This window comes from Pseudomonas sp. YQ_5 (assembly GCF_043103305.1).
Lineage (GTDB): Bacteria > Pseudomonadota > Gammaproteobacteria > Pseudomonadales > Pseudomonadaceae > Aquipseudomonas > Aquipseudomonas putida_Y.
Genome location: NZ_JBICJS010000026.1, coordinates 1 through 21,246 on the forward strand (window position 1 = coordinate 1; position 21,246 = coordinate 21,246).

21 protein-coding genes and 1 pseudogene are annotated in these 21,246 nt (G+C 61.5%); 10 read left to right on the plus strand and 12 right to left on the minus strand.

Annotation, left to right across the window (positions count from 1 at the left end; all coding sequences use genetic code 11):
- Window positions 1-190: 190 nt before the first annotated feature.
- A complete protein-coding gene (gene tyrS, locus ACF8EA_RS04090; protein WP_392521164.1) occupies window positions 191-1,390 on the minus strand; it encodes a tyrosine--tRNA ligase in 1,200 nt (399 codons plus the stop codon).
- Between the two features lie 213 nt (window positions 1,391-1,603).
- Between tyrS and ACF8EA_RS04095 the strand changes: the two genes are divergently transcribed.
- Window positions 1,604-3,013, plus strand: coding sequence for a peptidoglycan DD-metalloendopeptidase family protein (locus ACF8EA_RS04095; RefSeq protein WP_021782737.1), 1,410 nt, complete (start codon window positions 1,604-1,606; stop codon window positions 3,011-3,013).
- Between the two features lie 3 nt (window positions 3,014-3,016).
- On the plus strand, window positions 3,017-4,108 hold the full coding sequence (locus ACF8EA_RS04100; RefSeq protein ID WP_021782736.1) for an anhydro-N-acetylmuramic acid kinase: 1,092 nt from the start codon (window positions 3,017-3,019) through the stop codon (window positions 4,106-4,108).
- 61 nt (window positions 4,109-4,169) lie between these two features.
- Here ACF8EA_RS04100 and erpA read toward each other — a convergent pair whose 3' ends face one another.
- Window positions 4,170-4,520 carry an iron-sulfur cluster insertion protein ErpA gene (gene erpA / locus ACF8EA_RS04105; RefSeq protein WP_003255511.1) on the minus strand — a complete coding sequence of 117 codons (351 nt, stop codon included), beginning with the start codon at window positions 4,518-4,520 and terminating at the stop codon, window positions 4,170-4,172.
- A 146-nt stretch (window positions 4,521-4,666) separates the two neighbouring features.
- Entirely contained in the window at window positions 4,667-5,701 is a 1,035-nt protein-coding gene (argC, locus tag ACF8EA_RS04110) for an N-acetyl-gamma-glutamyl-phosphate reductase (protein WP_021782735.1), read from the minus strand.
- Between the two features lie 142 nt (window positions 5,702-5,843).
- Between argC and hemJ the strand changes: the two genes are divergently transcribed.
- From hemJ to ACF8EA_RS04140, 6 genes and pseudogenes are all read left to right on the plus strand, one after another.
- The gene (hemJ, locus tag ACF8EA_RS04115) at window positions 5,844-6,269 is read left to right on the plus strand and encodes a protoporphyrinogen oxidase HemJ (protein ID WP_021782734.1); all 426 of its coding nucleotides are present in this window, start codon (window positions 5,844-5,846) and stop codon (window positions 6,267-6,269) included.
- Between the two features lie 28 nt (window positions 6,270-6,297).
- Entirely contained in the window at window positions 6,298-7,254 is a 957-nt protein-coding gene (locus tag ACF8EA_RS04120) for a nitronate monooxygenase family protein (RefSeq protein ID WP_021782733.1), read from the plus strand.
- 67 nt (window positions 7,255-7,321) lie between these two features.
- Window positions 7,322-8,104, plus strand: coding sequence for an SDR family oxidoreductase (locus ACF8EA_RS04125; RefSeq protein WP_021782732.1), 783 nt, complete (start codon window positions 7,322-7,324; stop codon window positions 8,102-8,104).
- A gap of 63 nt (window positions 8,105-8,167) precedes the next feature.
- The gene (locus ACF8EA_RS04130; protein WP_003255518.1) at window positions 8,168-8,506 is read left to right on the plus strand and encodes a histidine triad nucleotide-binding protein; all 339 of its coding nucleotides are present in this window, start codon (window positions 8,168-8,170) and stop codon (window positions 8,504-8,506) included.
- A 65-nt stretch (window positions 8,507-8,571) separates the two neighbouring features.
- A complete protein-coding gene (coq7, locus tag ACF8EA_RS04135) occupies window positions 8,572-9,219 on the plus strand; it encodes a 2-polyprenyl-3-methyl-6-methoxy-1,4-benzoquinone monooxygenase (protein ID WP_021782731.1) in 648 nt (215 codons plus the stop codon).
- Between the two features lie 10 nt (window positions 9,220-9,229).
- Window positions 9,230-10,270 (plus strand): annotated as a pseudogene (locus ACF8EA_RS04140) (DUF2157 domain-containing protein).
- 76 nt (window positions 10,271-10,346) lie between these two features.
- Here the strand turns inward: ACF8EA_RS04140 and ACF8EA_RS04145 are convergent.
- Window positions 10,347-10,769, minus strand: coding sequence for an OsmC family protein (locus ACF8EA_RS04145; protein ID WP_004376171.1), 423 nt, complete (start codon window positions 10,767-10,769; stop codon window positions 10,347-10,349).
- Between the two features lie 191 nt (window positions 10,770-10,960).
- Here ACF8EA_RS04145 and crp point away from each other — a divergent pair, with 191 nt between their 5' ends.
- Entirely contained in the window at window positions 10,961-11,605 is a 645-nt protein-coding gene (gene crp, locus ACF8EA_RS04150; RefSeq protein WP_019436724.1) for a cAMP-activated global transcriptional regulator CRP, read from the plus strand.
- Here crp and ACF8EA_RS04155 read toward each other — a convergent pair.
- From ACF8EA_RS04155 to ACF8EA_RS04170, 4 genes are all read right to left on the minus strand, one after another.
- On the minus strand, window positions 11,602-12,306 hold the full coding sequence (locus tag ACF8EA_RS04155) for a lipoate--protein ligase family protein (protein ID WP_021782729.1): 705 nt from the start codon (window positions 12,304-12,306) through the stop codon (window positions 11,602-11,604). The genes crp and ACF8EA_RS04155 overlap by 4 nt on opposite strands.
- A gap of 147 nt (window positions 12,307-12,453) precedes the next feature.
- Window positions 12,454-13,287 carry an indole-3-glycerol phosphate synthase TrpC gene (trpC, locus tag ACF8EA_RS04160; RefSeq protein ID WP_021782728.1) on the minus strand — a complete coding sequence of 278 codons (834 nt, stop codon included), beginning with the start codon at window positions 13,285-13,287 and terminating at the stop codon, window positions 12,454-12,456.
- A complete protein-coding gene (gene trpD, locus ACF8EA_RS04165; RefSeq protein ID WP_021782727.1) occupies window positions 13,284-14,333 on the minus strand; it encodes an anthranilate phosphoribosyltransferase in 1,050 nt (349 codons plus the stop codon). Before trpD ends, trpC begins: the two co-directional genes overlap by 4 nt.
- A gap of 9 nt (window positions 14,334-14,342) precedes the next feature.
- The gene (locus ACF8EA_RS04170) at window positions 14,343-14,936 is read right to left on the minus strand and encodes an aminodeoxychorismate/anthranilate synthase component II (protein ID WP_274101375.1); all 594 of its coding nucleotides are present in this window, start codon (window positions 14,934-14,936) and stop codon (window positions 14,343-14,345) included.
- A 367-nt stretch (window positions 14,937-15,303) separates the two neighbouring features.
- Here ACF8EA_RS04170 and estP point away from each other — a divergent pair, with 367 nt between their 5' ends.
- Window positions 15,304-17,193 carry an esterase EstP gene (gene estP, locus ACF8EA_RS04175; protein ID WP_274101389.1) on the plus strand — a complete coding sequence of 630 codons (1,890 nt, stop codon included), beginning with the start codon at window positions 15,304-15,306 and terminating at the stop codon, window positions 17,191-17,193.
- Window positions 17,194-17,225: 32 nt separating this feature from the next.
- Here estP and trpE read toward each other — a convergent pair whose 3' ends face one another.
- The 4 genes from trpE to ACF8EA_RS04195 all read right to left on the minus strand — a co-directional run bounded on the left by trpE (window position 17,226) and on the right by ACF8EA_RS04195 (window position 21,245).
- Window positions 17,226-18,707 carry an anthranilate synthase component I gene (trpE, locus tag ACF8EA_RS04180; RefSeq protein ID WP_274101391.1) on the minus strand — a complete coding sequence of 494 codons (1,482 nt, stop codon included), beginning with the start codon at window positions 18,705-18,707 and terminating at the stop codon, window positions 17,226-17,228.
- 69 nt (window positions 18,708-18,776) lie between these two features.
- Window positions 18,777-19,595, minus strand: coding sequence for a phosphoglycolate phosphatase (locus ACF8EA_RS04185; RefSeq protein WP_021782724.1), 819 nt, complete (start codon window positions 19,593-19,595; stop codon window positions 18,777-18,779).
- Window positions 19,592-20,266 (minus strand): ribulose-phosphate 3-epimerase, encoded by a 675-nt coding sequence (rpe, locus tag ACF8EA_RS04190; RefSeq protein ID WP_003255539.1) that lies wholly within the window; start codon window positions 20,264-20,266, stop codon window positions 19,592-19,594. The genes ACF8EA_RS04185 and rpe overlap by 4 nt, the downstream gene beginning before the upstream one ends.
- A gap of 151 nt (window positions 20,267-20,417) precedes the next feature.
- Window positions 20,418-21,245 carry an ABC transporter permease gene (locus ACF8EA_RS04195; RefSeq protein WP_274101394.1) on the minus strand — a complete coding sequence of 276 codons (828 nt, stop codon included), beginning with the start codon at window positions 21,243-21,245 and terminating at the stop codon, window positions 20,418-20,420.
- Between the last annotated feature and the right edge of the window lies 1 nt (window position 21,246).

Here is a 21,246-nt window from a genome sequence, read left to right on the forward strand (position 1 = left end):
CAGCTCGCGATGCGCCGCGCGGGCGGCGCTCGATCTCAAAGGCACTACAAAGGCGGTGGCGGACACATCTCATAGCCAACGCCCTCTCAAAACAGCCCTCTCCCCCTACAACAGCAACAACCAAACCCCAAAAACAAAACGGGGAGACCTACCGGCCTCCCCGCTTCTATATAGCTACACCACCAGCCAATCACTCAGCCTTGAGGGTAACCCGGCCAAACGACTTCTTACCCGCCTGGCATACATGAGTAGCACCAAGGACAAACATGAAGTCCTTGTCGACCACGGCACCATCAACCTTCACCGCGCCGCCACTAAGCAAATCACGAGCCTGTGCCGAGTTCTTCACCAACCCGGCCCGGTTCAGCACCGCAGCGATCGGCAGGTCCTCTGTCGCAGCCACTTCGATCTCCGGCAAGTCCTCCGGCAGCTCACCTTCCTTCATACGGTTACCCGCAGCACGATGAGCATTGGCAGCCGCCTCTTCACCATGGAAGCGCGCAACGATTTCTTCTGCCAACTTGATCTTGATGTCACGCGGATTGGCACCGTTGGCAACGTCGGTACGGAACTGCTCGATTTCTTCCATCGAGCGGAAGCTCAGCAGCTCGAAGTAGCGCCACATCAGGGTATCCGGGATAGACACCAGCTTGCTGTACATAACCCCCGGCGCCTCCTGGATGCCGACATAGTTACCCAGCGACTTGGACATCTTCTTCACGCCGTCGAGCCCCTCGAGCAGCGGCATGGTCACGATGTTCTGCGCTTCCTGACCATAGGCGCGCTGCAGCTCGCGCCCCATCAGCAGGTTGAACTTCTGGTCGGTACCACCCAGCTCCACATCCGCCTTCAGTGCCACCGAGTCATAGCCTTGTACCAACGGGTATAGGAACTCGTGGATGGCAATCGGCTGGTTGGTGGTATAACGCTTGTCGAAGTCATCACGCTCCAGCATGCGCGCCACAGTGTACTGCGACGCCAGGCGAATGAAGTCAGCGGGGGTCAGCTTGTCCATCCAGGTGGAGTTGAACGCGACTTCGGTCTTGGCCGGATCGAGAATCTTGAACACCTGCTGCTTGTAAGTCTCGGCGTTATCCAGCACCTGCTCACGCGTCAGCGGCGGGCGGGTGGCACTTTTGCCACTGGGGTCGCCGATCATGCCGGTGAAGTCACCGATCAGGAAGATGACCTGATGGCCCAGCTCCTGGAACTGACGCAGCTTGTTGATCAGTACCGTGTGACCAAGGTGCAAGTCAGGTGCAGTAGGGTCGAAGCCAGCCTTGATGCGCAGAGGCTGGCCGCGCTTGAGCTTCTCCACCAGTTCCGACTCGACCAGTACTTCTTCCGCACCGCGCTTTATAAGCGCCAGCTGCTCTTCAACCGACTTCATAGACAAACCCGCAAGGCTCAGATTCAGGGGGAGCCAACCATACAAGATCGGCCGTCAAATACAAGTTTCGCAAAGGAATGTGACCCGGGCACAGGCTTGCGGCGTCTACGCGCCCTTGCGTGAAAATGGATTTGGTTATATTTTATACAGTTATTTCATCTTCATCATGTCATTCATCTTTTCCATTTCACTTTTTTCAAAGTCACCTTGCCTATGACCAACGAACCGCCTAAAGCGCCCCCGCTTTATCCGAAAAGCCATCTGTTGGCCGCCAGCGGCATTGCCGCCCTGCTCAGCTTGGCTCTGCTAGTGTTTCCATCCAGCGAAGTGGAAGCCAAGAAAACCACCCTCAACCTCGAGCTGGAGAGCCCTGCCGAGCAGCTTAAAGGCGAGTCACGTGCTGCGCCGCTGGTGCAGGCAGAAGACGGGCAAACATCGCCTTTCGCCCAGATCGAAGACGCTGCCCCCGAGACTCAGAAGGCCGAACAGAAAGCCCCGGCCGCCGAACCTGCCAAAGCACCAGGCCACCGCGAGATCACCGTGGCCCGTGGCGATACACTGTCAACCCTGTTCGCCAAGGTTGGCCTGCCGGCCAATGCAGTGCATGACGTGCTGGCAAGTAACAAGCAGGCCAAGCAGTTCAGCCAGCTCAAGCACGGCCAAGTGCTGCAGTTCGAGCTCGACAAGGATGGCCAACTGGCCAGCCTGAGCAGCAAGGTCAGCAGCCTCGAAACCATTCACCTGACCAAGACCGCCAAGGGCTACACCTTCAATCGGGACATCATCAAGCCGGTGGTGCGTACCGCCTATGCCCACGGAGTGATCAAGAGTTCGCTGTCGGCATCGGCCCAGCGCGCCGGCCTGTCCCACAGCACGACCATGAGCCTGGCCCGCGTGCTGGGTTACGACATCGACTTCGCTCAGGACATTCGCCCGGGCGACGAATTCGACGTGGTCTATGAGCAGAAAGTGATGGACGGCAAGGTCGTCGGCACCGGCAATATCCTGTCCGCCCGCTTCACCAACCGCGGCAAGACCTACACCGCCGTGCGCTATACCAACAAGCAGGGCAACACGAGCTACTACACCGCCGACGGCAACAGCCTGCGCAAGGCCTTCATCCGCACCCCGGTCGACTTCGCCCGCATCAGCTCACGCTTTTCCGCCGGCCGCAAACACCCGATCCTGAACAAGATCCGCGCCCACAAGGGTGTCGACTACGCAGCTCCCCGCGGCACGCCGATCAAGGCAGCTGGTGACGGCCGTATCGAGCTGGCCGGTCGCCGAGGTGGCTACGGTAATACCGTGATTATCCAGCACGGTAACCGTTACAAGACGCTGTACGGCCACATGCAGGGCTTCGCCAAGGGCATCAAGACTGGCAGCACGGTCAAGCAGGGCCAGATCATTGGCTATATCGGCACCACTGGCCTGTCCACCGGACCGCACCTGCACTACGAGTTTCAGGTCAACGGTGTGCACGTCGACCCGCTGAGCCAGAAAGTGCCGATGGCCGACCCGATCGCCAGAAACGAGCGCCAGCGCTTCCTGCAGCAGAGCCAACCACTGATTGCCCGTATGGACCAGGAAAAGGCAACCATGCTCGCAGCGAACAAGCGCTAAGCCATGGCGCTCTATCTGGGGGTGATGTCAGGCACCAGCCTCGATGGCCTGGACATTGCCCTGATCGAACAAGGCGAGCAGCCTGAGCTGCTCGCCACCCATTACCTGCCAATGCCCGACGACTTGCGTCAGGAGCTGCTTGCCCTGTGCAGCAGCGGCCCTGACGAGATCGCACGTGCGGCATTGGCGGAAAACCGCTGGGCCAGCCTGGCAGGCGAAGGTATCCACCAGTTGCTGGCTCGCCTAGGCCTGAAGGCGGAAGCCATCCGCGCCATTGGCAGCCACGGTCAGACCATCCGCCATGAACCGGCACGTGGTTTTACTGTGCAGATCGGCAACCCGGCGTTGCTCGCCGAGCTTACCGGCATCAGCGTGGTCGCCGACTTCCGCCGCCGCGATGTGGCAGCCGGTGGCCAAGGTGCGCCGCTGGTGCCCGCCTTCCACGAAACCCTGTTCAACCACCTTGGCCAGCGACTGGCAATACTGAACGTGGGCGGCTTCAGCAACCTGAGCCTGATCGAACAGGATAAACCGGTGCACGGCTTCGACTGCGGTCCTGGTAACGTGCTGCTGGATGCCTGGATCGAGCGCAAACTTGGCCTGGCCTACGATAAGGATGGTGCCTGGGCGGCTTCGGGGGTGGTTCAAGCGGGCCTGCTCAGTGCATTGCTCCGCGACCCGTTCTTCGCCGGCAGCGGCCCGAAGAGCACCGGCCGCGAGGTATTCAACCTGCCCTGGCTGGATGCCCACCTGGCCCGCCTACCCGTTTACCGCGACGAAGACGTACAGGCGACACTGTTGGAGCTGACCGCTCGAAGCATCATCGACTCGTTGAGCAACGCCCAGCAAGGCACCGAGGCGCTTCTTGTATGTGGTGGCGGCGCACGTAACGGAGCGCTGATGGCCCGCCTCGGTCAGTTGCTACCCGACGCCCATGTCGCCAGCACTGGTGCCCATGGCGTGGACCCGGACTGGGTCGAGGCCATGGCCTTTGCCTGGTTGGCCCATTGCTGTCTGGAAGGCATCGCTGCCAACCGCCCCACCGTTACTGCCGCCAAAGGGTTGCGCATACTGGGCGCGATCTACCCGGCATGACTGCTTCGCCAGAAATCAAAACGCCGCGCAATTGCGCGGCGTTTTGCTTTCTGGCGAAGCCTTAGATCGAGAACGACGAGCCGCAACCGCAGGTGGTGGCGGCATTCGGATTCTTGATCACGAAACGCGAACCTTCCAGGCCTTCCTGGTAGTCCACTTCGGCGCCGGCCAGGTACTGGAAGCTCATCGGGTCGACCACCAGGGAAACGCCCTCGCGCTCGACGATGGTGTCATCTTCGGCCACATCCTCATCAAACGTAAAGCCATACTGGAAGCCCGAGCAACCACCACCGGTCACGAACACCCGCAGTTTCAGACGTTCATTGCCTTCCTCATTGACCAGGTTTTTCACCTTCTGGGCTGCCCCATGGGTGAACTCCAGGCCGGTAGGGGTGAAGGTTTCGACACTCATGTTGATTCTCCCGGCGCGGTAGCCGCCATAAAACTCGATGACGCGCATTATCCGCTTTCCCGAGAAAATCGGTCAAGAATTGTGCGGCTTTAGTCGCGACATACAAAAAGGCCCGCACGACGCGGGCCTTTTCGAACGCTGGCTGCTTACGGCAGCAAGCCGGCATGGGACAGGCCCATGCGCTCATCCAGGCCGAACAGAATGTTGAGGTTCTGTACCGCCTGGCCGGAGGCGCCCTTGACCAGGTTGTCGATCACCGACAGCACCACCACCAGGTCACCACCCTGCGGGCGATGAACCGCAATGCGACAAACGTTGGCGCCGCGCACGCTGCGGGTTTCCGGGTGGCTGCCAGCTGGCATCACGTCGACGAACGGTTCGTCGGCGTAGCGCTTCTCGTACAGGGCCTGCAGGTCGACCGAGGTATCGACCACATTCGCGTACAGGGTGGCATGGATGCCGCGGATCATTGGCGTCAGATGCGGCACGAAAGTCAGCCCGATGTCCTTGCCCGCGGCCAGGCGCAAGCCCTGGCTGATCTCCGGCAGGTGGCGATGACCCTTTACCGCGTATGCTTTCATGCTTTCGCCGGCTTCGCAGAACAGCGAGCCCACAGCCGCACCGCGGCCTGCACCGCTGACGCCCGACTTGCAGTCGGCGATCAGGCGCGATGGGTCAGCCAGCCCTGCTTCCAGCAGCGGCAGGAAGCCCAGCTGGGTGGCGGTCGGATAGCAACCCGGCACAGCGATCAGGCGTGCCTGGCGGATCTTCTCGCGGTTGACTTCAGGCAGGCCATACACAGCGTCCTTGAGCAGCTCTGGCGCGCCATGCGGCTGACCGTACCACTTGCCCCACTCGGCGGCATCCTGCAGGCGGAAGTCGGCCGACAGGTCGATCACCTTGGTGCCGGCCGCCAACAGCTCACCAGCCAGGGCGTGGGCAACACCATGCGGCGTGGCGAAGAACACCACATCGCAGGCGGCCAGAGCCTTGCTGTCCGGCACGCTGAACGCCAACCCGTCATAATGGCCGCGCAGGTTCGGGTACATGTCCGCCACCGCCACGCCCGCCTCGGAGCGCGAAGTGATGACCGCCACTTCGGCCTGTGGATGCTGTGCCAGCAGACGCAACAGTTCGACGCCGGTGTAACCCGTGCCGCCGACGATACCGACCTTGATCATAACGCTTGCCCCTTATCAACGAGCCGTCTGGAAAGCGCACGATAATAGGGGCGCGGGGCGCCTGTAACAACTCTTCGGGTGACCCTTCGGGCGCTTGACCACTACTATCTGACGACCGTGATTACCTGAAGGAACTCCCTCCATGCTTTACCTATGGATCAAAGCGCTGCATATCGTCAGCGTGGTCTGCTGGTTCGCCGGCCTGTTCTACCTGCCCAGGCTGTTCGTCTACCACGCCCAGAGCCAGGACAGCATCAGCCAGGAACGCTTCGTGACCATGGAGCGCAAGCTGTATCGCGGCATCATGAACCCGGCGATGATCGCCACCTACGTCTTTGGCGCCTGGATGCTGTACCTCAATCCCGGCTGGCTGAGCCAGGGGTGGCTGCATGCCAAGCTCACCCTGGTCATCCTGCTGACCGGCTACCATCATGTGTGCGGTGCCCAGCGCAAACGCTTCGCCAATGGCACCAACACCCGCAGCCACGTCTACTATCGCTGGTTCAACGAAGTGCCCGTGCTGATCCTGCTGGGTATCGTCATTCTGGTGGTGGTGAAACCGTTCTGACATAGCCACCCGCTCAAGGAGCCTTGCCATGTCGCTACCTGCCTCGCTCGAACAACGCCTGCGGCTGCCCGTGGTTGCCGCGCCGATGTTCCTCATTTCCAACCCCCAACTGGTGCTGGCCTGCTGCGCCAGCGGCGTGGTTGGCAGTTTCCCGGCCCTGAACCAACGCGACAGCGCTGGCTTCAAGGCTTGGCTGGAAGAGATCGAGGCAGGCCTGGCTCAACTGCAGGCGCCAGCGCCCTACGCTGTCAACCTGATCGTCCACCCGACCAACCCGCGCCTGCAGGCCGACTTGGCTTTGTGCGTCGCACACCGTGTACCAATCGTTATCACCAGCCTGGGGGCAGTAAAGGAAGTGGTCGATGCCGTACACGGCTACGGCGGCCTGGTCCTCCACGATGTCACCACCCGCCGGCATGCCGAGAAAGCAGCCGAAGCCGGTGTCGATGGCCTTATCGCCGTCGCCGCAGGCGCAGGCGGCCATGCCGGCACCTGGAGCCCGTTCGCCCTGGCCGCAGAAATTCGCCAGTTCTTCGACAAGACCCTGTTGCTGGCTGGCTGCATCAACCACGGCCACGAAATCCTGGCCGCACAACTGCTGGGGGCGGACCTGGTGTACATGGGCACGCGCTTCATAGCCACCACAGAAAGCCAGGCCCAGGGCGCCTACAAACAGATGCTGCTGGATGCCCATGCCGCCGACATCATCCACACCCCAGTGGTGTCCGGTATCCCAGCCAGCTTCCTGCGCCAGAGCCTGGAGCAGGCCGGCTACGACATGAACGCCCTCAAGGGGGGGCAGGTGCAAGGCAAGCTCAAGCCAATCGATGACGAAGCCAAGGCCTGGAAGACCGTATGGTCAGCGGGCCAGGGCGTCGGAGCCATCCATGACCTGCCCAGCGCCAGCGCATTGATCGAGCGCCTGCATGGCGAGTACCGACAAGCCCTGGAACGCTGCCAGGTTTTGCGCGCCAGCACCTTGTAGCAAAAGGCAACACCTTGCACGGGCAAGTTGTACACTAGGCGCCCTCTTCCGCCCCCAGGAGCCTTGCATGACCCGTTACGCCATGATCACTGGTGCTTCCAGCGGCCTGGGCCTGGCCTTGGCGGAAGCGCTGGCACGGCGCGGGCGCAACCTGATCCTGGTGGCACGCCAACGAGAAACGCTGGAGCCTGTCGCCATGGAGCTGACCCAGCGTTTTGGTGTCGAGGTGCTGTTCCGCGCCTGCGACCTCAGTCAGCCGTTGCGCCTTTCAGGCTTCGTGCTAGAGCTGGAAGAAGGTGAGCGGCGTATCGATTTGCTGGTCAACTGCGCGGGCTTGCGCACCTATGGGCCGTTCCTGGCCCATGAATGGGCCGACGAACAAGACCTGCTGGAGGTCAACGTGCTGGCCCTGAGCCGCCTGTGCCACGCCATCGGTAACCTGATGGCTGTGCAGGGTGGCGGGCAGATTCTCAACGTCGCCGGCCTGGCCGGGGTGGCGCCTGGCCCATGGATGGCCGCCTATGCCGCCAGCAAGGCCTACGTTTTGAGCTTTTCCCAGGCCCTGCGCGAAGAACTGAAACGCACCGGCATCAAGGTCTCGGTACTGTGCCCTGGCCCAGTACGCTCCGCACGCAGGCGCATTGCGCGGCTCGATGGCAAGCCGCGCTGTCTCAGCCCAGAGGAAGTGGCGCTGTACACCGTGCGGGCACTGGACAAGAACCGCGCGCTGATCATGCCCGGTCGGCGCAACCGCTGGCTGGCGTTCGCCCCGCGGCTGCTGCCGCGCTGGCTGGTGCGCAAGCTGGCCGGGGCCATCCACCGCCGCTATTGCCCCTTAGGCATGGAATAGCCACTGGGCGAGCGGCGCCCGGCTGAGTAAACTCGGCCCGACCCTCACCATGGAGCAAGTGCTGTGGACGATCTATTCCTCAAAATCATCAACCGGGAAATCCCGGCAGATATCATCTATGAAGACGACCAGATCCTGGCCTTCAAGGACATTGCACCCGCGGCACCGGTACATTTTCTGGTCATCCCGAAAAAGCACATTCGCACCCTCAATGACCTGACCGAAGAAGACAAGGCCCTGGCTGGCCACATCCTGTTCACCGCCCAGCGCCTGGCTGTCGAACAAGGCTGCGAGGAAGGTTTCCGCGTGGTCATGAACTGCAACCCCAAAGGCGGCCAGACCGTCTACCACATCCATATGCACGTGCTTGGCCAGCGCCAGATGAACTGGCCACCGGGCTGACCCACGGCAAGCGACCCCGCCGCTATTGCGGTAAACTGTCGGGCACATTCTTGCGGAGGTGCCCGATGGCTACCGAACGTCACTACTCGCCGCTCGACCGCTTGTTGCTGCAGGCCGATACTGCCATGCGCACCTTGCTGCCATTCAGCGGCCAACCCGCCCGGCCATCGCCGGCCATCGTCCAGCCAGACGCTGACCTGGACGAGCAACAGGCCCGTCATATTGCCGGGCTGATGCGCATCAACCATACCGGTGAAGTCTGCGCCCAGGCGTTGTACCAAGGCCAGGCCCTGACCGCCAAGTTGCCGGAAGTGCGCAAGGCCATGGAGCATGCCGCTGAGGAAGAAATCGACCACCTGGCCTGGTGCGAACAGCGCATTCGCCAGCTGAACAGCCACCCGAGCGTGCTCAACCCGCTGTTCTACGGCATGTCGTTTGGCATCGGCGCACTGGCCGGGCTGGTCAGCGACAAGGTCAGCCTGGGCTTCGTCGCCGCTACCGAACATCAGGTGTGCAAGCACCTCGACGAGCACCTGGAGCAGCTCCCGCACGAAGATGAAAAATCCCGGGCCATTCTCGAGCAAATGCGCATCGACGAAGAGCAGCACGCCGAGTCCGCACTGGAGGCCGGTGGTTATCGCTTCCCGGCCCCCGTCCGCTTTGGCATGAGCTTGCTGGCCAAGGTCATGACCAAAAGCACATACCGCATCTGAAGGCATCACCATGACGGATCGATTCGACGCCAAGGACCTGGCGCGCGCCGTGCAAGCAGGCATTCTCCAACCAGGCCAGGACCAAAGCCTGTTGGCATTCCTGCGCCAGCAGCCCGCACCACGTGGCAGCTTTCAGCTGGCCCATGTTGCCTTCTACTTTGGCGCCATGCTGATCATGGCGGCAATGGGCTGGTTGCTCACCGAGGCCTGGATGAGCATCGGTGACAGCGCGCTGTTGATCATCGCCAGCCTCTATATCCTGCTGATCACCTTGTTCGCCCTCAATCTGCAACGCCGCGCCCAGCCCGTCGCCGCTGGCGTGCTGGCGGCAGTAGCAGTCAGCATCGTGCCGCTGGCGGTATTCGCTATCGAACGCATGGTCGGTTGGTGGCCACTGGACGATGCGCAGGCCGACTACCACCAGTACTACACCTACGTGTAGGGTGGCTGGCTGGCGATGGAAGCAGCCACGGTGCTTGCCGGGCTGATAATGCTTCGGCTGATCCCCTACCCGTTCGTTGTCATGCCAATCGCCGTGGCCTTGTGGTTCATGTCGATGGACCTTAGCGAGTGGTTCTTCGGCTCCCCGTTCAGTTGGGAGCAGCGTCGCCAGGTATCCCTGTGGTTTGGGCTGGGCTTGCTGGTGGTTTTCCTCGTGATAGACGGCCGCACGCGTGAGGACTACGCCCGTTGGGGTTACCTCGCCGGGCTGGCAGCATTCTGGGGCGGGTTGACGCTGCTGGACAGCGGCAGTGAGTTGGGCAAGGCCCTGTACTGCCTGATCAACATTGCGCTGATGGGCATGGCGGTACTGCTGCGCCGGCCGGTTTTCATGGTGTTTGGTGCACTGGGGGTGGCGGCATATCTGGGATATCTGTCGTACGAGGTATTTGCCCAGTCGTTGCTGTTCCCGGTAGTGCTGACCATGATCGGGCTGGGGGTTATCTGGCTTGGCCTGGTTTACCAAAAGCGCCGGGAGCGGTTGAGCCAGGCGCTAAGAAGCAATCTTCCGCAATGGTTGCGAATGGCCCTTCCGGCGCTGCGCAACTGAAGGTCGGCCGGGCAGTATGTGGGAGCGGCTTCACCCGCTCCCTCAGGGGCTGCAAAGCGGCGCCGGAATCTCAGCCTTAACCCAGCTCTACGATTTCATACCCATGGGTAATCTCAACCCCGGCACGCTCAAGCATGATCGAAGCCGAGCAGTACTTTTCCGCCGACAGCTCCACCGCCCGCTTGACCTGCGCTTCTTTCAGCCCACGCCCTTTAACCACGAAGTTCATGTGAATCTTGGTGAACACCTTGGGGTCTTCGCTGGCACGCTCCGCTTCAAGAAATGCCTCACAGCTTTCCACTGCCTGGCGCGACTTCTTCAGAATGCTCACCACGTCAAAGCTGCTGCAACCACCCAGGCCCAGCAACAGCATTTCCATCGGTCGCACGCCCAGGTTGCGGCCGCCGGCCTCGGGCGGGCCGTCCATCACGACGACATGGCCGCTCCCCGATTCGCCGAGGAACATTGCCTCACCGGCCCACTGGATACGTGCCTTCATCTACCCGGACTCCTGATTTTCGGAAAAGGGTGTCAGCTTAGACCTTGTGCGGCTGTGGGAAAAGCACGAGATGTGTCGGTTTAGTACCGAAACATCCTGCAGTGTCTGATAAGCTGGCGCCAAATGACTGGCGCCCTCCGTCAGCCAACCTCTATAAAAAGCTTATGCGTCATATCGAACAGGATTTCGTGATGGTTGCCTCCGCCCTACCCGCCAAGATAAAGAACATCGACAAGCTGCTGGTGCACTGCCAGCGCCGCCGCTACACCGCCAAAAGCAATATCATCTGCGCCGGCGACCGGGCCGAGACACTGTCGTTCATCATCAAGGGTTCGGTCACCATCCTCATCGAGGACGATGACGGCCATGAAATGATCATCGCCTACCTCAACAATGGCGATTTCTTTGGCGAGCTAGGCCTGTTCGAGCCCGTTGATGGCGAGCAGCAGCGCAGTGCCTGGGTACGCGCCAAGACCGAATGCGAAGTGGCCGAAATCAGCTACGAAAAGTTTCGCGAACTGGCGCGCCAGGACCCTGAAATCCTCTACGCCCTGGGCAGTCAAATGGCCCAGCGCCTGCGCAACACTACGCGCAAGGTTGGCGATTTGGCATTTTTCGACGTGACCGGGCGAGTTGCACGTTGCCTGCTGGAGCTGTGCAAGCAGCCCGACGCCATGACCCACCCCGATGGCATGCAGATCAAGATTACCCGTCAGGAAATCGGCCGAATCGTCGGTTGCTCCCGGGAAATGGTCGGCCGCGTTCTAAAGGATTTGGAGGAACGCAGCCTGGTGCAGGTCAAGGGTAAGACCATGGTGGTCTACGGTACCCGCTAGTCCTTGGGCAACTCGGCCAGTACCTTGGCGTAGGCCTGCGAAAGGCGCTCGAACCAGGGTGCTGCCGGCGCTACTTCGTGCAAGGCGATGTGCGCATCAGCGCGACAGCGTTGCTCCAGCTCGCAGCACTCGTTGAAGCGGTTGACCGCCGCCACCATCGACTCGCGCTCGTTGTCCAGCAGCAGGGCACCGTGCACCAGCACCACCGGGCGCTTGCCACCCAGGCCCTGACGCCAGCGCTGGGCGGTACCCACCAGTTTGCGGCCATTGAGGTTGACGTTGTAGCGGCCATCGCAGAAGGCCCCGTCAATTTCCCCGACTGACGCTACCCCTCCCCACTCGCGCAGCACATCGCACAGCGGCAGACACAGGCGCTCGTAGGCATTTTCGATACGGCCGTGGTCACCTTCACTGCGCGGCGCGGCGTAGACCAGTGCAACGTTCACTGTCGAGTGCGACTGAGGCACCGGCTCACCGCCGGTTTCTCGCAGCAGCACCGGCCAGCCAGCAATAGCCAATTCCGCGCAGGCGACCTCGAAGTTGCCCAGCCGGCTCATGCGCCGAGGCATGACCAGCGCGTGGTCGGTCGGGCGCCAGAACAGCACGCCACTGTCACGCTCGCCACGGCAGACGGCGGCCAGCAATTCCTGTTCGGCGTGCAGGCCTTGTTCGACGCTCAGGGCCAAGGGTTGATCGGTCATTGATCCACCTATTTTGTTGTTTTCACCGGCCTCTTCGCGGGTAAACCCGCTCCCACAACAGGGCGCGTACCCGTGTAGGGGCGGGCTTGCCCGCGAAGAGGCCATTACAGGTACAAAAAAGCCGGCAAAAACGCCGGCTTCATTTAATCAGTCCAGTTGCTGAACAGTCTTCTTCACCTGCTCGGGGAAGAACAGCCGCTGTAATTCCAGGCCAGGCTGCTCGGCGCGCATGAACGCCTCACCCACCAGGAACGAGTAAACCTCGTTGATTGCCATCAGCTCCACATCGGCCCGGTTGAGAATACCGCTTTCGGTAATCGCCAGACGGTCACGCGGAATGCGCGGCAACAGGTCGAGGGTGGTTTCCAGGCTGACCTCAAAAGTATGCAGGTTGCGGTTGTTCACCCCCACCAGCGGCGTATCCAGGGTTTTCAGCGCGCGCTCCAGTTCATCGCCATCGTGCACTTCTACCAACACGTCGAGGCCGACGTCCTTGGCAGTGGCGGCCAGCTCAGCCATCTTCACGTCATCCAGCGCCGACACGATCAGCAGTACGCAGTCTGCCCCCAGGGCCCGGGCTTCAACGATCTGGTAAGGGTCGACCATGAAGTCCTTACGGATCACCGGCAGCGAAACCGCTGCGCGGGCCTGCTGCAAGTACTCATCGGCCCCTTGGAAATAATCGACATCGGTCAGCACCGACAGGCAGGTGGCCCCGCCCTTCTCGTAGCTGACCGCGATTTCCGCCGGCACGAAGTGCTCACGGATCACGCCCTTGCTTGGCGAAGCCTTCTTGATTTCGGCAATCACCGCTGGCTGCTTGCGTTTGGCCTGCTCGATCAGCGCGTTGGCGAAGCCTCGCGGGGTGTCGGCGGCCTTGGCCAGGCCTTCCAGTTCGGCGAAGCTGACGCGTGCACTACGCTCGGCCACTTCTTGAAACTTGCGGGCAATGATCCTTTCCAGCACCGTCGGCACACTCATGCTTCGTTCTCCACCTTGAATACTGCAGTAAAGGCGCCCAATTCCTGCAGCTTCTCCCAGGCCAGGCCGGTGTGCAGTACATCATGGGCCAGTTCTACACCGGCTTTCAGGCTCATGGCATGGTCAGCGGCATACAGCGCCGCGCCAGCATTAAGCACGATCATTTCGGCGGCCTTCTGGCCGTTCTCGGTCTTGCGCCGGCCCAGCGCATCGCGGATCAACTCCAGCGAAGCCTGCGGGCTCTCGACAGCCAGGCCATGAAGGCTCTGACTCTTAATGCCGAGGTCTTCCGGCTCGACCCAATATTCAGTAATTTCGTCGTTTTTCAGTTCGGCGACAAAGGTGGGTGCGGCCAGGCTGAACTCGTCCAGGCCATCCTTCGAGTGCACTACCAGCACATGCTTGCTACCCAGACGCTGCAGCACCTCAGCCAGCGGGCGGCAAAGGGCTTGCGCGAACACACCGACCACCTGGTGCTTCACTCCGGCCGGATTCGTAAGCGGGCCGAGCATATTGAACAGGGTGCGCAACCCCAGTTCTCGACGCGGGCCTGCGGCGTGCTTCATGGCCGAGTGGTGACTTTGCGCAAACATGAAACCGATGCCCAGGCTGTCGATGCAGCGCGCCACTTGAGTTGGCGTCAGGTTCAGGTAGATGCCGGCAGCTTCCAGCAAGTCGGCACTGCCGCTCTTGCCCGATACCGCACGGTTACCGTGCTTGGCCACCGGGCAGCCCGCCGCCGCCAGGACGAAGGACGAAGCGGTGGAGACGTTGAAGATGTTGGCGCCATCACCGCCGGTACCGACAATATCGACGACACCATCAAGGCTTTGCAGCTCGACCTTTTCGGCCAGCTCACGCATCACCGACACCGCGCCGACGATTTCGTCGATGCTTTCGCTTTTCATGCGCATGCCCATCAGGAAGGCACCTATCTGCGCCTCGCTGCACTGACCGGTCATGATCTGGCGCATGACCTGACGCATTTCGTCGGTAGTAAGGTCCAGCTGGCCGACGATACGGCTCAACGCACTCTTGATATCCATGTTCGATCCTTAACGGCGGCCGCCGGTCTGCTTGAGGAAATTGGCGAACAGTTCATGGCCCTGCTCGGTCAGGATCGACTCAGGGTGGAATTGCACCCCTTCGATATTCAGCGTCTTGTGGCGCAGGCCCATGATCTCATCGACCGAACCGTCAGCATGGGAGGTCCAGGCGGTAACTTCCAGGCAGTCGGGCAAGGTTTCACGCTTTACCACCAGCGAGTGGTAACGGGTCACGGTCAGCGGGTTGTTAAGGCTGGCGAACACGCCCAGGTCGCGGTGATATACCGGGCTGGTCTTGCCGTGCATGACCTGGCGTGCACGTACAACGTCGCCGCCAAAAGCCTGCCCGATTGACTGGTGGCCCAGGCATACGCCGAGGATTGGCAACTTGCCAGCAAAGTACAGGATGGCCTCGATGGACACGCCCGCTTCGCTTGGGGTGCACGGCCCCGGGGATACGACGATGCGCTCAGGGTTGAGGGCCTCGATCTGGGCGATTGTCATTTCGTCATTGCGAATGACCTTGACCTCGGCACCCAGCTCGCCAAGGTACTGAACGACGTTGTAAGTGAATGAGTCGTAATTGTCGATCATCAGTAACATGGTGTTAAACCTCTTGAATCTACTGACTTCATGATTCGAACCTTCCTGCACCAGCCACAGGCGCGGCTTTGCCACAACGGGCGGTAAACGAGAAGGCAAACGGGGACGGGCCGGGCGGGCCGGCAGGAGATAAAGTCAGGCGCGCCAACGCCAACGGGCGTGGGCCTTGATTACGCGCATCAAGAGTTTGCTGACGATCAACACAGGATAGGTCTCGCTCATACGTCCCGGCACAGTAGCCTACCGGGGCGACGGGCGCAATATGCCTGTAAACACGGGGAAACGAATGGACTTGGGAGGGAAGCACTACGATTTGCTAAGGTCGATGGGGTTGTCCTTATAAAAACAAAGAAAAGGATGTTCCCTGATGCGAAAAGCCCCGTTATTGCGCTTTACCCTCGCTTCACTGGCCTTGGCCTGCAGCCAGGCGTTGGCAGGCCCTTCGCCCTATTCCACCCTTGTCGTGTTTGGCGACAGCCTCGCCGATGCGGGGCAGTTTCCCGACCTGGGCGGCGGTACCCCAGGCGCGCGTTTCACCAACCGCGATGCCGACGGCAACTTTGCCCCAGTGTCACCGATGATCCTCGGTAGCCGCCTGGGGGTCGCGCCAGGCGACCTGAACCCGTCGACATCAATAGGCATCAGCCCCGATGGTAATAACTGGGCAGTCGGCGGGTACACCACCCAGCAGATCCTGGACTCGATCACGACAACGTCCGAGACCGTCATCCCACCTGGAAACCCCAATGCCGGGTTGGTGCTGCGCGAGCGCCCCGGCTACTTGGCCAACGGGCTGCGCGCCGACCCAAATGCCCTGTACTATCTGACAGGCGGCGGTAACGACTTCCTGCAGGGCCTGGTGAATAGCCCGGCCGACGCCGTAGCCGCCGGCGCCCGCCTGGCTGCCAGCGCCCAAGCGCTTCAGCAAGGAGGTGCGCGCTACATCATGGTCTGGCTACTGCCTGACCTCGGCCAAACACCCAATTTCAGCGGCACGCCACAGCAAAACCCACTGTCACTGCTCTCCGCTGCGTTCAACCAGTCATTGATCAGCCAGTTGGGGCAGATCGATGCCCAGATCATTCCACTGAACATCCCTACGCTGTTGAGCGAGGCGTTGGCCAGCCCCAGCCAGTTCGGCCTGGCCAGCGACCAGAACCTTGTCGGCACCTGCTACAGCGGAGACAGTTGCGTGGAAAACCCGGTGTACGGGATCAACGGTACAACGCCAGACCCGACCAAACTGCTGTTCAACGACTCGGTACACCCGACCATCGCGGGCCAACAACTGATTGCCGATTACGCCTACTCGATCCTCGCTGCCCCTTGGGAACTGACCCTGCTACCGGAAATGGCCCACGCCAGTCTGCGGGCTCACCAGGATGAGTTGCGCAATCAGTGGCAGACGCCTTGGCAAGCAGTTGGCCAATGGCAAGCCTTTGTCGCCAGCGGCGCTCAGGACCTGGACTTCGACGGCCAGCACAGCGCGGCCAGCGGTGACGGTCGCGGCTACAACCTGACCTTTGGCGGCAGCTATCGCCTGAACGACGCCTGGCGCCTGGGCCTGGCCGGCGGTGCGTACCGGCAGAAGCTGGAAGCTGGCGAACAGGACTCGGACTACAAGCTGAACAGCTATATGGCCAGTGCCTTTGCCCAATACCGCCAGGACCGCTGGTGGGCCGACGCAGCGCTGACCGCCGGGCACCTGGACTACAGCGATCTCAAGCGTACCTTCGCCCTGGGCGTGAATGACCGCAGTGAGAAGGGCGACACCGACGGCGAAGCCTGGGCATTGTCCGGGCGGCTGGGCTACAACCTGGCGGCCGACACCAGCAACTGGCAGTTGGCACCTTTCATCAGTGCCGACTATGCGCGGGTGAAGGTGGATGGCTACGACGAGAAGAGCGGGCGCTCGACGGCGCTTGCCTTCGATGACCAGGAGCGCACTTCACGCCGCCTGGGCGTGGGGCTGCTGGGCAGTGTGCAGGTACTGCCAGGTACCCGGCTTTTCGCCGAGGTGGCACAGGAGCATGAGTTCGAGGACGACGAGCAGGATGTGACGATGCACCTGACCAGCTTGCCGGCAAATGACTTCACCCTGACCGGGTATACACCGCACAGCGACCTGACCCGGGCGAGCCTGGGAGTAAGCCATGAACTGGTGGCGGGGGTGCATTTGCGCGGGAACTACAACTGGCGCAAAAGTGATGAGTTGACGCAGCAGGGCATTAGCCTGGGGGTTAGTGTGGACTTCTAAATTGCTGGGGCCGCTTTGCGGCCCCAGGCAAATTATTTGGCCGAAGTCTGCTCGGCCAACGCCACCGCACGGAACATCGCCCGGCGCTTGTTGATGGTTTCTTCCCATTCCAGCGCCGGCACCGAGTCGGCAACGATGCCGCCACCGGCCTGCACATGCAGCTCGCCGTCCTTGATCACTGCAGTACGAATGGCAATTGCGGTATCCATATTGCCGTTCCAGGCAAAATACCCGACTGCACCGCCGTAAACCCCACGCTTGACAGGTTCCAGCTCGTCGATGATTTCCATCGCGCGGATCTTCGGCGCTCCCGACAAGGTGCCAGCCGGCAGAATCGCCCGCAGTGCATCCATCGCCGTGAGGCCTTCACGCAACTGGCCAGTAACGTTGGAGACAATGTGCATCACGTTGGAGTAACGCTCGATCACCATCTTCTCGGTCAGGCGCACACTGCCGGTCGAAGACACACGGCCCACATCGTTGCGGCCCAGATCGATCAGCATCAGGTGCTCGGCAATTTCCTTGTCGTCCGACAGCAGGTCGTCTTCCAGCGCACGGTCGGCCTCCTCGGTCGCACCACGCGGGCGGGTACCGGCAATCGGGCGCACGGTGACCAGGTTGTCCTCGACACGTACCAACACCTCGGGCGAGCTGCCGACCACATGGAAGTCACCGAAGTTGAAGAAGTACATGTACGGCGTCGGGTTGAAACAGCGTAGCGCGCGGTACAGGTCGATAGGCGCAGCCTTGAAGTCGATCGACATGCGCTGCGATGGCACCACCTGCATACAGTCCCCGGCCAGGATGTATTCCTTGATACGACCGACGGCGTTTTCGTAATCCTCGCGGGTGTAGCTGGAGCGGAATTCCGGCTCGGCTGCCTGCGGGCCGCTCAGGTCCAGACCGCGGCGCGGGGTGATTGGCTGACGCAAGGTTTCCAGCAAGCCTTGCAGGCGTGCCTGGCCCTGTTCGAAAGCCTGATTTTCAGCTGGGTCGACCAACACGATGGCGTGCATCTTGCCCGCCAGGTTGTCGAACACCACCACCGCGTCGGACACCATCAGCAGGATATCGGGTACGCCCAGCGGGTCCGGATTGGGGCTGGCGCCCAGGCGTTTTTCCACATAGCGCACGCAATCGTAGCCAAAGTAGCCGACCAGCCCGCCATTGAAGCGCGGCAGGCCGGGGATATCGGCAACTTTGTAGCGGTCCTTGAAGGTTTCAACGAATGCCAGCGGGTCTTCGACCTCACAGCTTTCCACCTCGACGCCATCCTGGAGGATGCTGACATGGTAGCCATGCACACGCATCACCGTACGCGATGGCAAGCCGATCATCGAGTAACGGCCCCACTTCTCGCCGCCCTGCACCGATTCGAGCAGGTACGAGTTGGGCCGGTCAGCCAGTTTCAGGTAGATCGACAGCGGCGTGTCGAAGTCGGCCAAGGTTTCACAGGCCAAGGGAATACGGTTGTAGCCGGCAGCAGCCAGGCGCAGGAATTCTTCGTGGTTCATGAGTAGTCTCGTGGCAAGCAGCAATAGGTCAGGCAAACGGACGGGCCGGCACACGCCGGCAGGCTGAAGTCAGGCGCGCCAACGCCAACGGGCCAAGGCCTTGATGACTTTCATCCAGAATTTGCCAGTAACCGCCACGGTGGACTCTCTGTCTTGTGAGGCTTGAAGGTCCGCCAACGTTATCCCAGTGGCCGGGTCTGCGCAACCGGGCAGCAATGCCCGCAAGTCGTCGATTACCAGGCTGGGGGATTCATCGTCGATCGGCCTGCCATGGTTATAGCCGTAGGTCAGGCCCACGCATTGCACGCCAGCCGCCTTGGCCGCCTGCACGTCACTGCGAGAATCACCCACAAACAGGGATTGTTGCGGGGTAACACCGGCCATCTGCATGACGAACAGCAACGCCGCCGGGTCGGGCTTTTTCTGCGGCAAGGTGTCGCCACCAATGATCCAGCGGAAGAAATTGCCGATCTTCATCTGGTCCAGCAGCGGGCCAACGAAGCGCTCAGGCTTGTTGGTAATCAGCGCCATCTCCACGCCCTGCTTGCGCAGCCAGCGCAGGGTGTCCCGTACGCCGGGGTAGACCACGGTCAGATCATGGCTTTCGGCATAAGCGTCCATGAACAGCGCCAGCGCCTGTTCTGCCAGCGCATCGTCCACTTCGGCATGGTCGATGCCACCCGCCAACGCGCGGCGCACCAGCACCTGGGCGCCATTGCCAACCCAGTGGCGCACCGCCTCAAGGCCAGCAGGCGGGCGCCCCAGTTCGAGCAGCATGCGGTCCACAGCGGCGGCCAGGTCAGGCACGGAATCGATCAGGGTGCCGTCCAGATCGAACATTACCAGCCTGGGCAGCGTCCCCGGGAACAGCTGCTCGAAGCCGCTCATGGGCGGGCCAGAGCCAGTTCGGCGCGCATCTTGGCGATAACTTCCTGGTAGTCCGGGGCGTTGAAAATCGCCGAGCCGGCCACGAAGGTGTCGGCGCCAGCGGCAGCGATCTCGCGGATGTTGTTGACGTTCACGCCACCATCGATCTCCAGACGGATATCACGGCCACTGGCGTCGATCAGCGCACGCGCTTCGCGCAGCTTGTCGAGGGTGCCGGGGATGAACTTCTGCCCGCCGAAGCCTGGGTTGACGCTCATCAGCAGCACCATGTCGATCTTGTCCATCACGTATTTCAGGGCATCCAGGCTGGTGGCCGGATTGAACACCAGGCCAGCCTTGCAGCCACCATCCTTGATCAGCTGAAGCGAACGGTCGATGTGCTGTGTGGCTTCAGGGTGGAAGGTGATGTAGGTGGCACCCGCTTCGATAAAGTCGCCAATGATGCGATCAACCGGGCTGACCATCAGGTGCACGTCGATCGGCGCAGTGACGCCGTACTTGCGCAGAGCGGTGCAAACCATAGGGCCGATGGTCAGGTTGGGGACATAGTGATTGTCCATGACATCGAAGTGGACGATGTCTGCACCCGCAGCCAATACCTTGTCGACGTCCTCACCCAGGCGGGCAAAATCGGCGGAGAGAATGGAGGGGGCAATAGCGTAGGGCTGCATGGCGCACCTGTTGGCAAAGTCACGGTGGCGCGCATTGTAACTCAGGGAAAGCGATCAAGGCTGATTGGTATCAATTGGTGTCGACCAGCGCAACCTGTGCCAGCCCCTTCGCAGCTTTAGCCGCGAAGAGCCTGGCACAGGCAAACCATCATCAGGCCGGCTGCTGGGTCCTCAGCTTCTCACTACGCCCACGCAACCATTCCAGGGTAAGCAGCAACACCACCGAGAACGCAATCAGCAAGGTCGCCGCCGCGGCAATGGTCGGGCTCAGGTTCTCGCGAATACCGCTGAACATCTGCCGCGGCAGGGTTGCCTGCTCCGGCCCGGCGAGGAACAGCGTCACCACCACCTCGTCAAACGAGGTGGCAAAGGCAAACAACGCTCCCGAGATGACACCGGGTGCGATCAGCGGCAGGGTCACCCGGCGGAAAGCCAGCAGAGGCGAAGCTCCCAGGCTGGCCGCCGCGCGCACCAGGTTGTAGTTGAAGCCCTGCAGCGTCGCCGACACGGTAATGATGACGAACGGCACACCCAGTACCGCATGCACCAGAATCAGCGAGATGAAGCTGTTGCCCATGCCCAGAGGGGCGAAGAACAGGTAACTGGCCACCCCGATGATCACTACCGGCACCACCATCGGCGAGATCACCAGCGCCATCACCAGCGACTTGCCGGGGAATTCGCCGCGGGTCAGGCCGATGGCCGCCAAGGTGCCGAACACCATGGCCAGCACCGTGGCCGCCGGGGCAACGATGATGCTGTTCTTCAACGCCCGCATCCACTCGGCCGAGCCGAAGAAGTCCTGATACCACTGCAGCGAGAAGCCTTGCAGCGGGTACACCAGGAAGCTGCCACTGTTGAATGACAGCGGCACGATCACCAGCACTGGCAGGATCAGGAACAGCAGGATCAAGCCACAGAGAATGCGCAGGCTGTAGTACCAGACCCGCTCCACGGGCGACATGTATGGGCTCAGCATG

Bases quoted from the DNA above. Each gene is read 5' to 3' on its own strand.
- ACF8EA_RS04170 (WP_274101375.1), bottom strand. From the start codon at position 14,936: ATGTTACTGATGATCGACAATTACGACTCATTCACTTACAACGTCGTT.
- tyrS (WP_392521164.1), bottom strand. From the start codon at position 1,390: ATGAAGTCGGTTGAAGAGCAGCTGGCGCTTATAAAGCGCGGTGCGGAA.
- trpE (WP_274101391.1), bottom strand. From the start codon at position 18,707: ATGAACCACGAAGAATTCCTGCGCCTGGCTGCTGCCGGCTACAACCGT.
- ACF8EA_RS04195 (WP_274101394.1), bottom strand. From the start codon at position 21,245: ATGCTGAGCCCATACATGTCGCCCGTGGAGCGGGTCTGGTACTACAGC.
- ACF8EA_RS04185 (WP_021782724.1), bottom strand. From the start codon at position 19,595: ATGAGCGGCTTCGAGCAGCTGTTCCCGGGGACGCTGCCCAGGCTGGTA.
- ACF8EA_RS04100 (WP_021782736.1), top strand. From the start codon at position 3,017: ATGGCGCTCTATCTGGGGGTGATGTCAGGCACCAGCCTCGATGGCCTG.
- trpD (WP_021782727.1), bottom strand. From the start codon at position 14,333: ATGGATATCAAGAGTGCGTTGAGCCGTATCGTCGGCCAGCTGGACCTT.
- argC (WP_021782735.1), bottom strand. From the start codon at position 5,701: ATGATCAAGGTCGGTATCGTCGGCGGCACGGGTTACACCGGCGTCGAA.
- erpA (WP_003255511.1), bottom strand. From the start codon at position 4,520: ATGAGTGTCGAAACCTTCACCCCTACCGGCCTGGAGTTCACCCATGGG.
- coq7 (WP_021782731.1), top strand. From the start codon at position 8,572: ATGGCTACCGAACGTCACTACTCGCCGCTCGACCGCTTGTTGCTGCAG.
- ACF8EA_RS04145 (WP_004376171.1), bottom strand. From the start codon at position 10,769: ATGAAGGCACGTATCCAGTGGGCCGGTGAGGCAATGTTCCTCGGCGAA.
- ACF8EA_RS04155 (WP_021782729.1), bottom strand. From the start codon at position 12,306: ATGACCGATCAACCCTTGGCCCTGAGCGTCGAACAAGGCCTGCACGCC.
- estP (WP_274101389.1), top strand. From the start codon at position 15,304: ATGCGAAAAGCCCCGTTATTGCGCTTTACCCTCGCTTCACTGGCCTTG.
- trpC (WP_021782728.1), bottom strand. From the start codon at position 13,287: ATGAGTGTGCCGACGGTGCTGGAAAGGATCATTGCCCGCAAGTTTCAA.
- hemJ (WP_021782734.1), top strand. From the start codon at position 5,844: ATGCTTTACCTATGGATCAAAGCGCTGCATATCGTCAGCGTGGTCTGC.
- ACF8EA_RS04095 (WP_021782737.1), top strand. From the start codon at position 1,604: ATGACCAACGAACCGCCTAAAGCGCCCCCGCTTTATCCGAAAAGCCAT.
- ACF8EA_RS04120 (WP_021782733.1), top strand. From the start codon at position 6,298: ATGTCGCTACCTGCCTCGCTCGAACAACGCCTGCGGCTGCCCGTGGTT.
- rpe (WP_003255539.1), bottom strand. From the start codon at position 20,266: ATGCAGCCCTACGCTATTGCCCCCTCCATTCTCTCCGCCGATTTTGCC.
- ACF8EA_RS04125 (WP_021782732.1), top strand. From the start codon at position 7,322: ATGACCCGTTACGCCATGATCACTGGTGCTTCCAGCGGCCTGGGCCTG.
- crp (WP_019436724.1), top strand. From the start codon at position 10,961: ATGGTTGCCTCCGCCCTACCCGCCAAGATAAAGAACATCGACAAGCTG.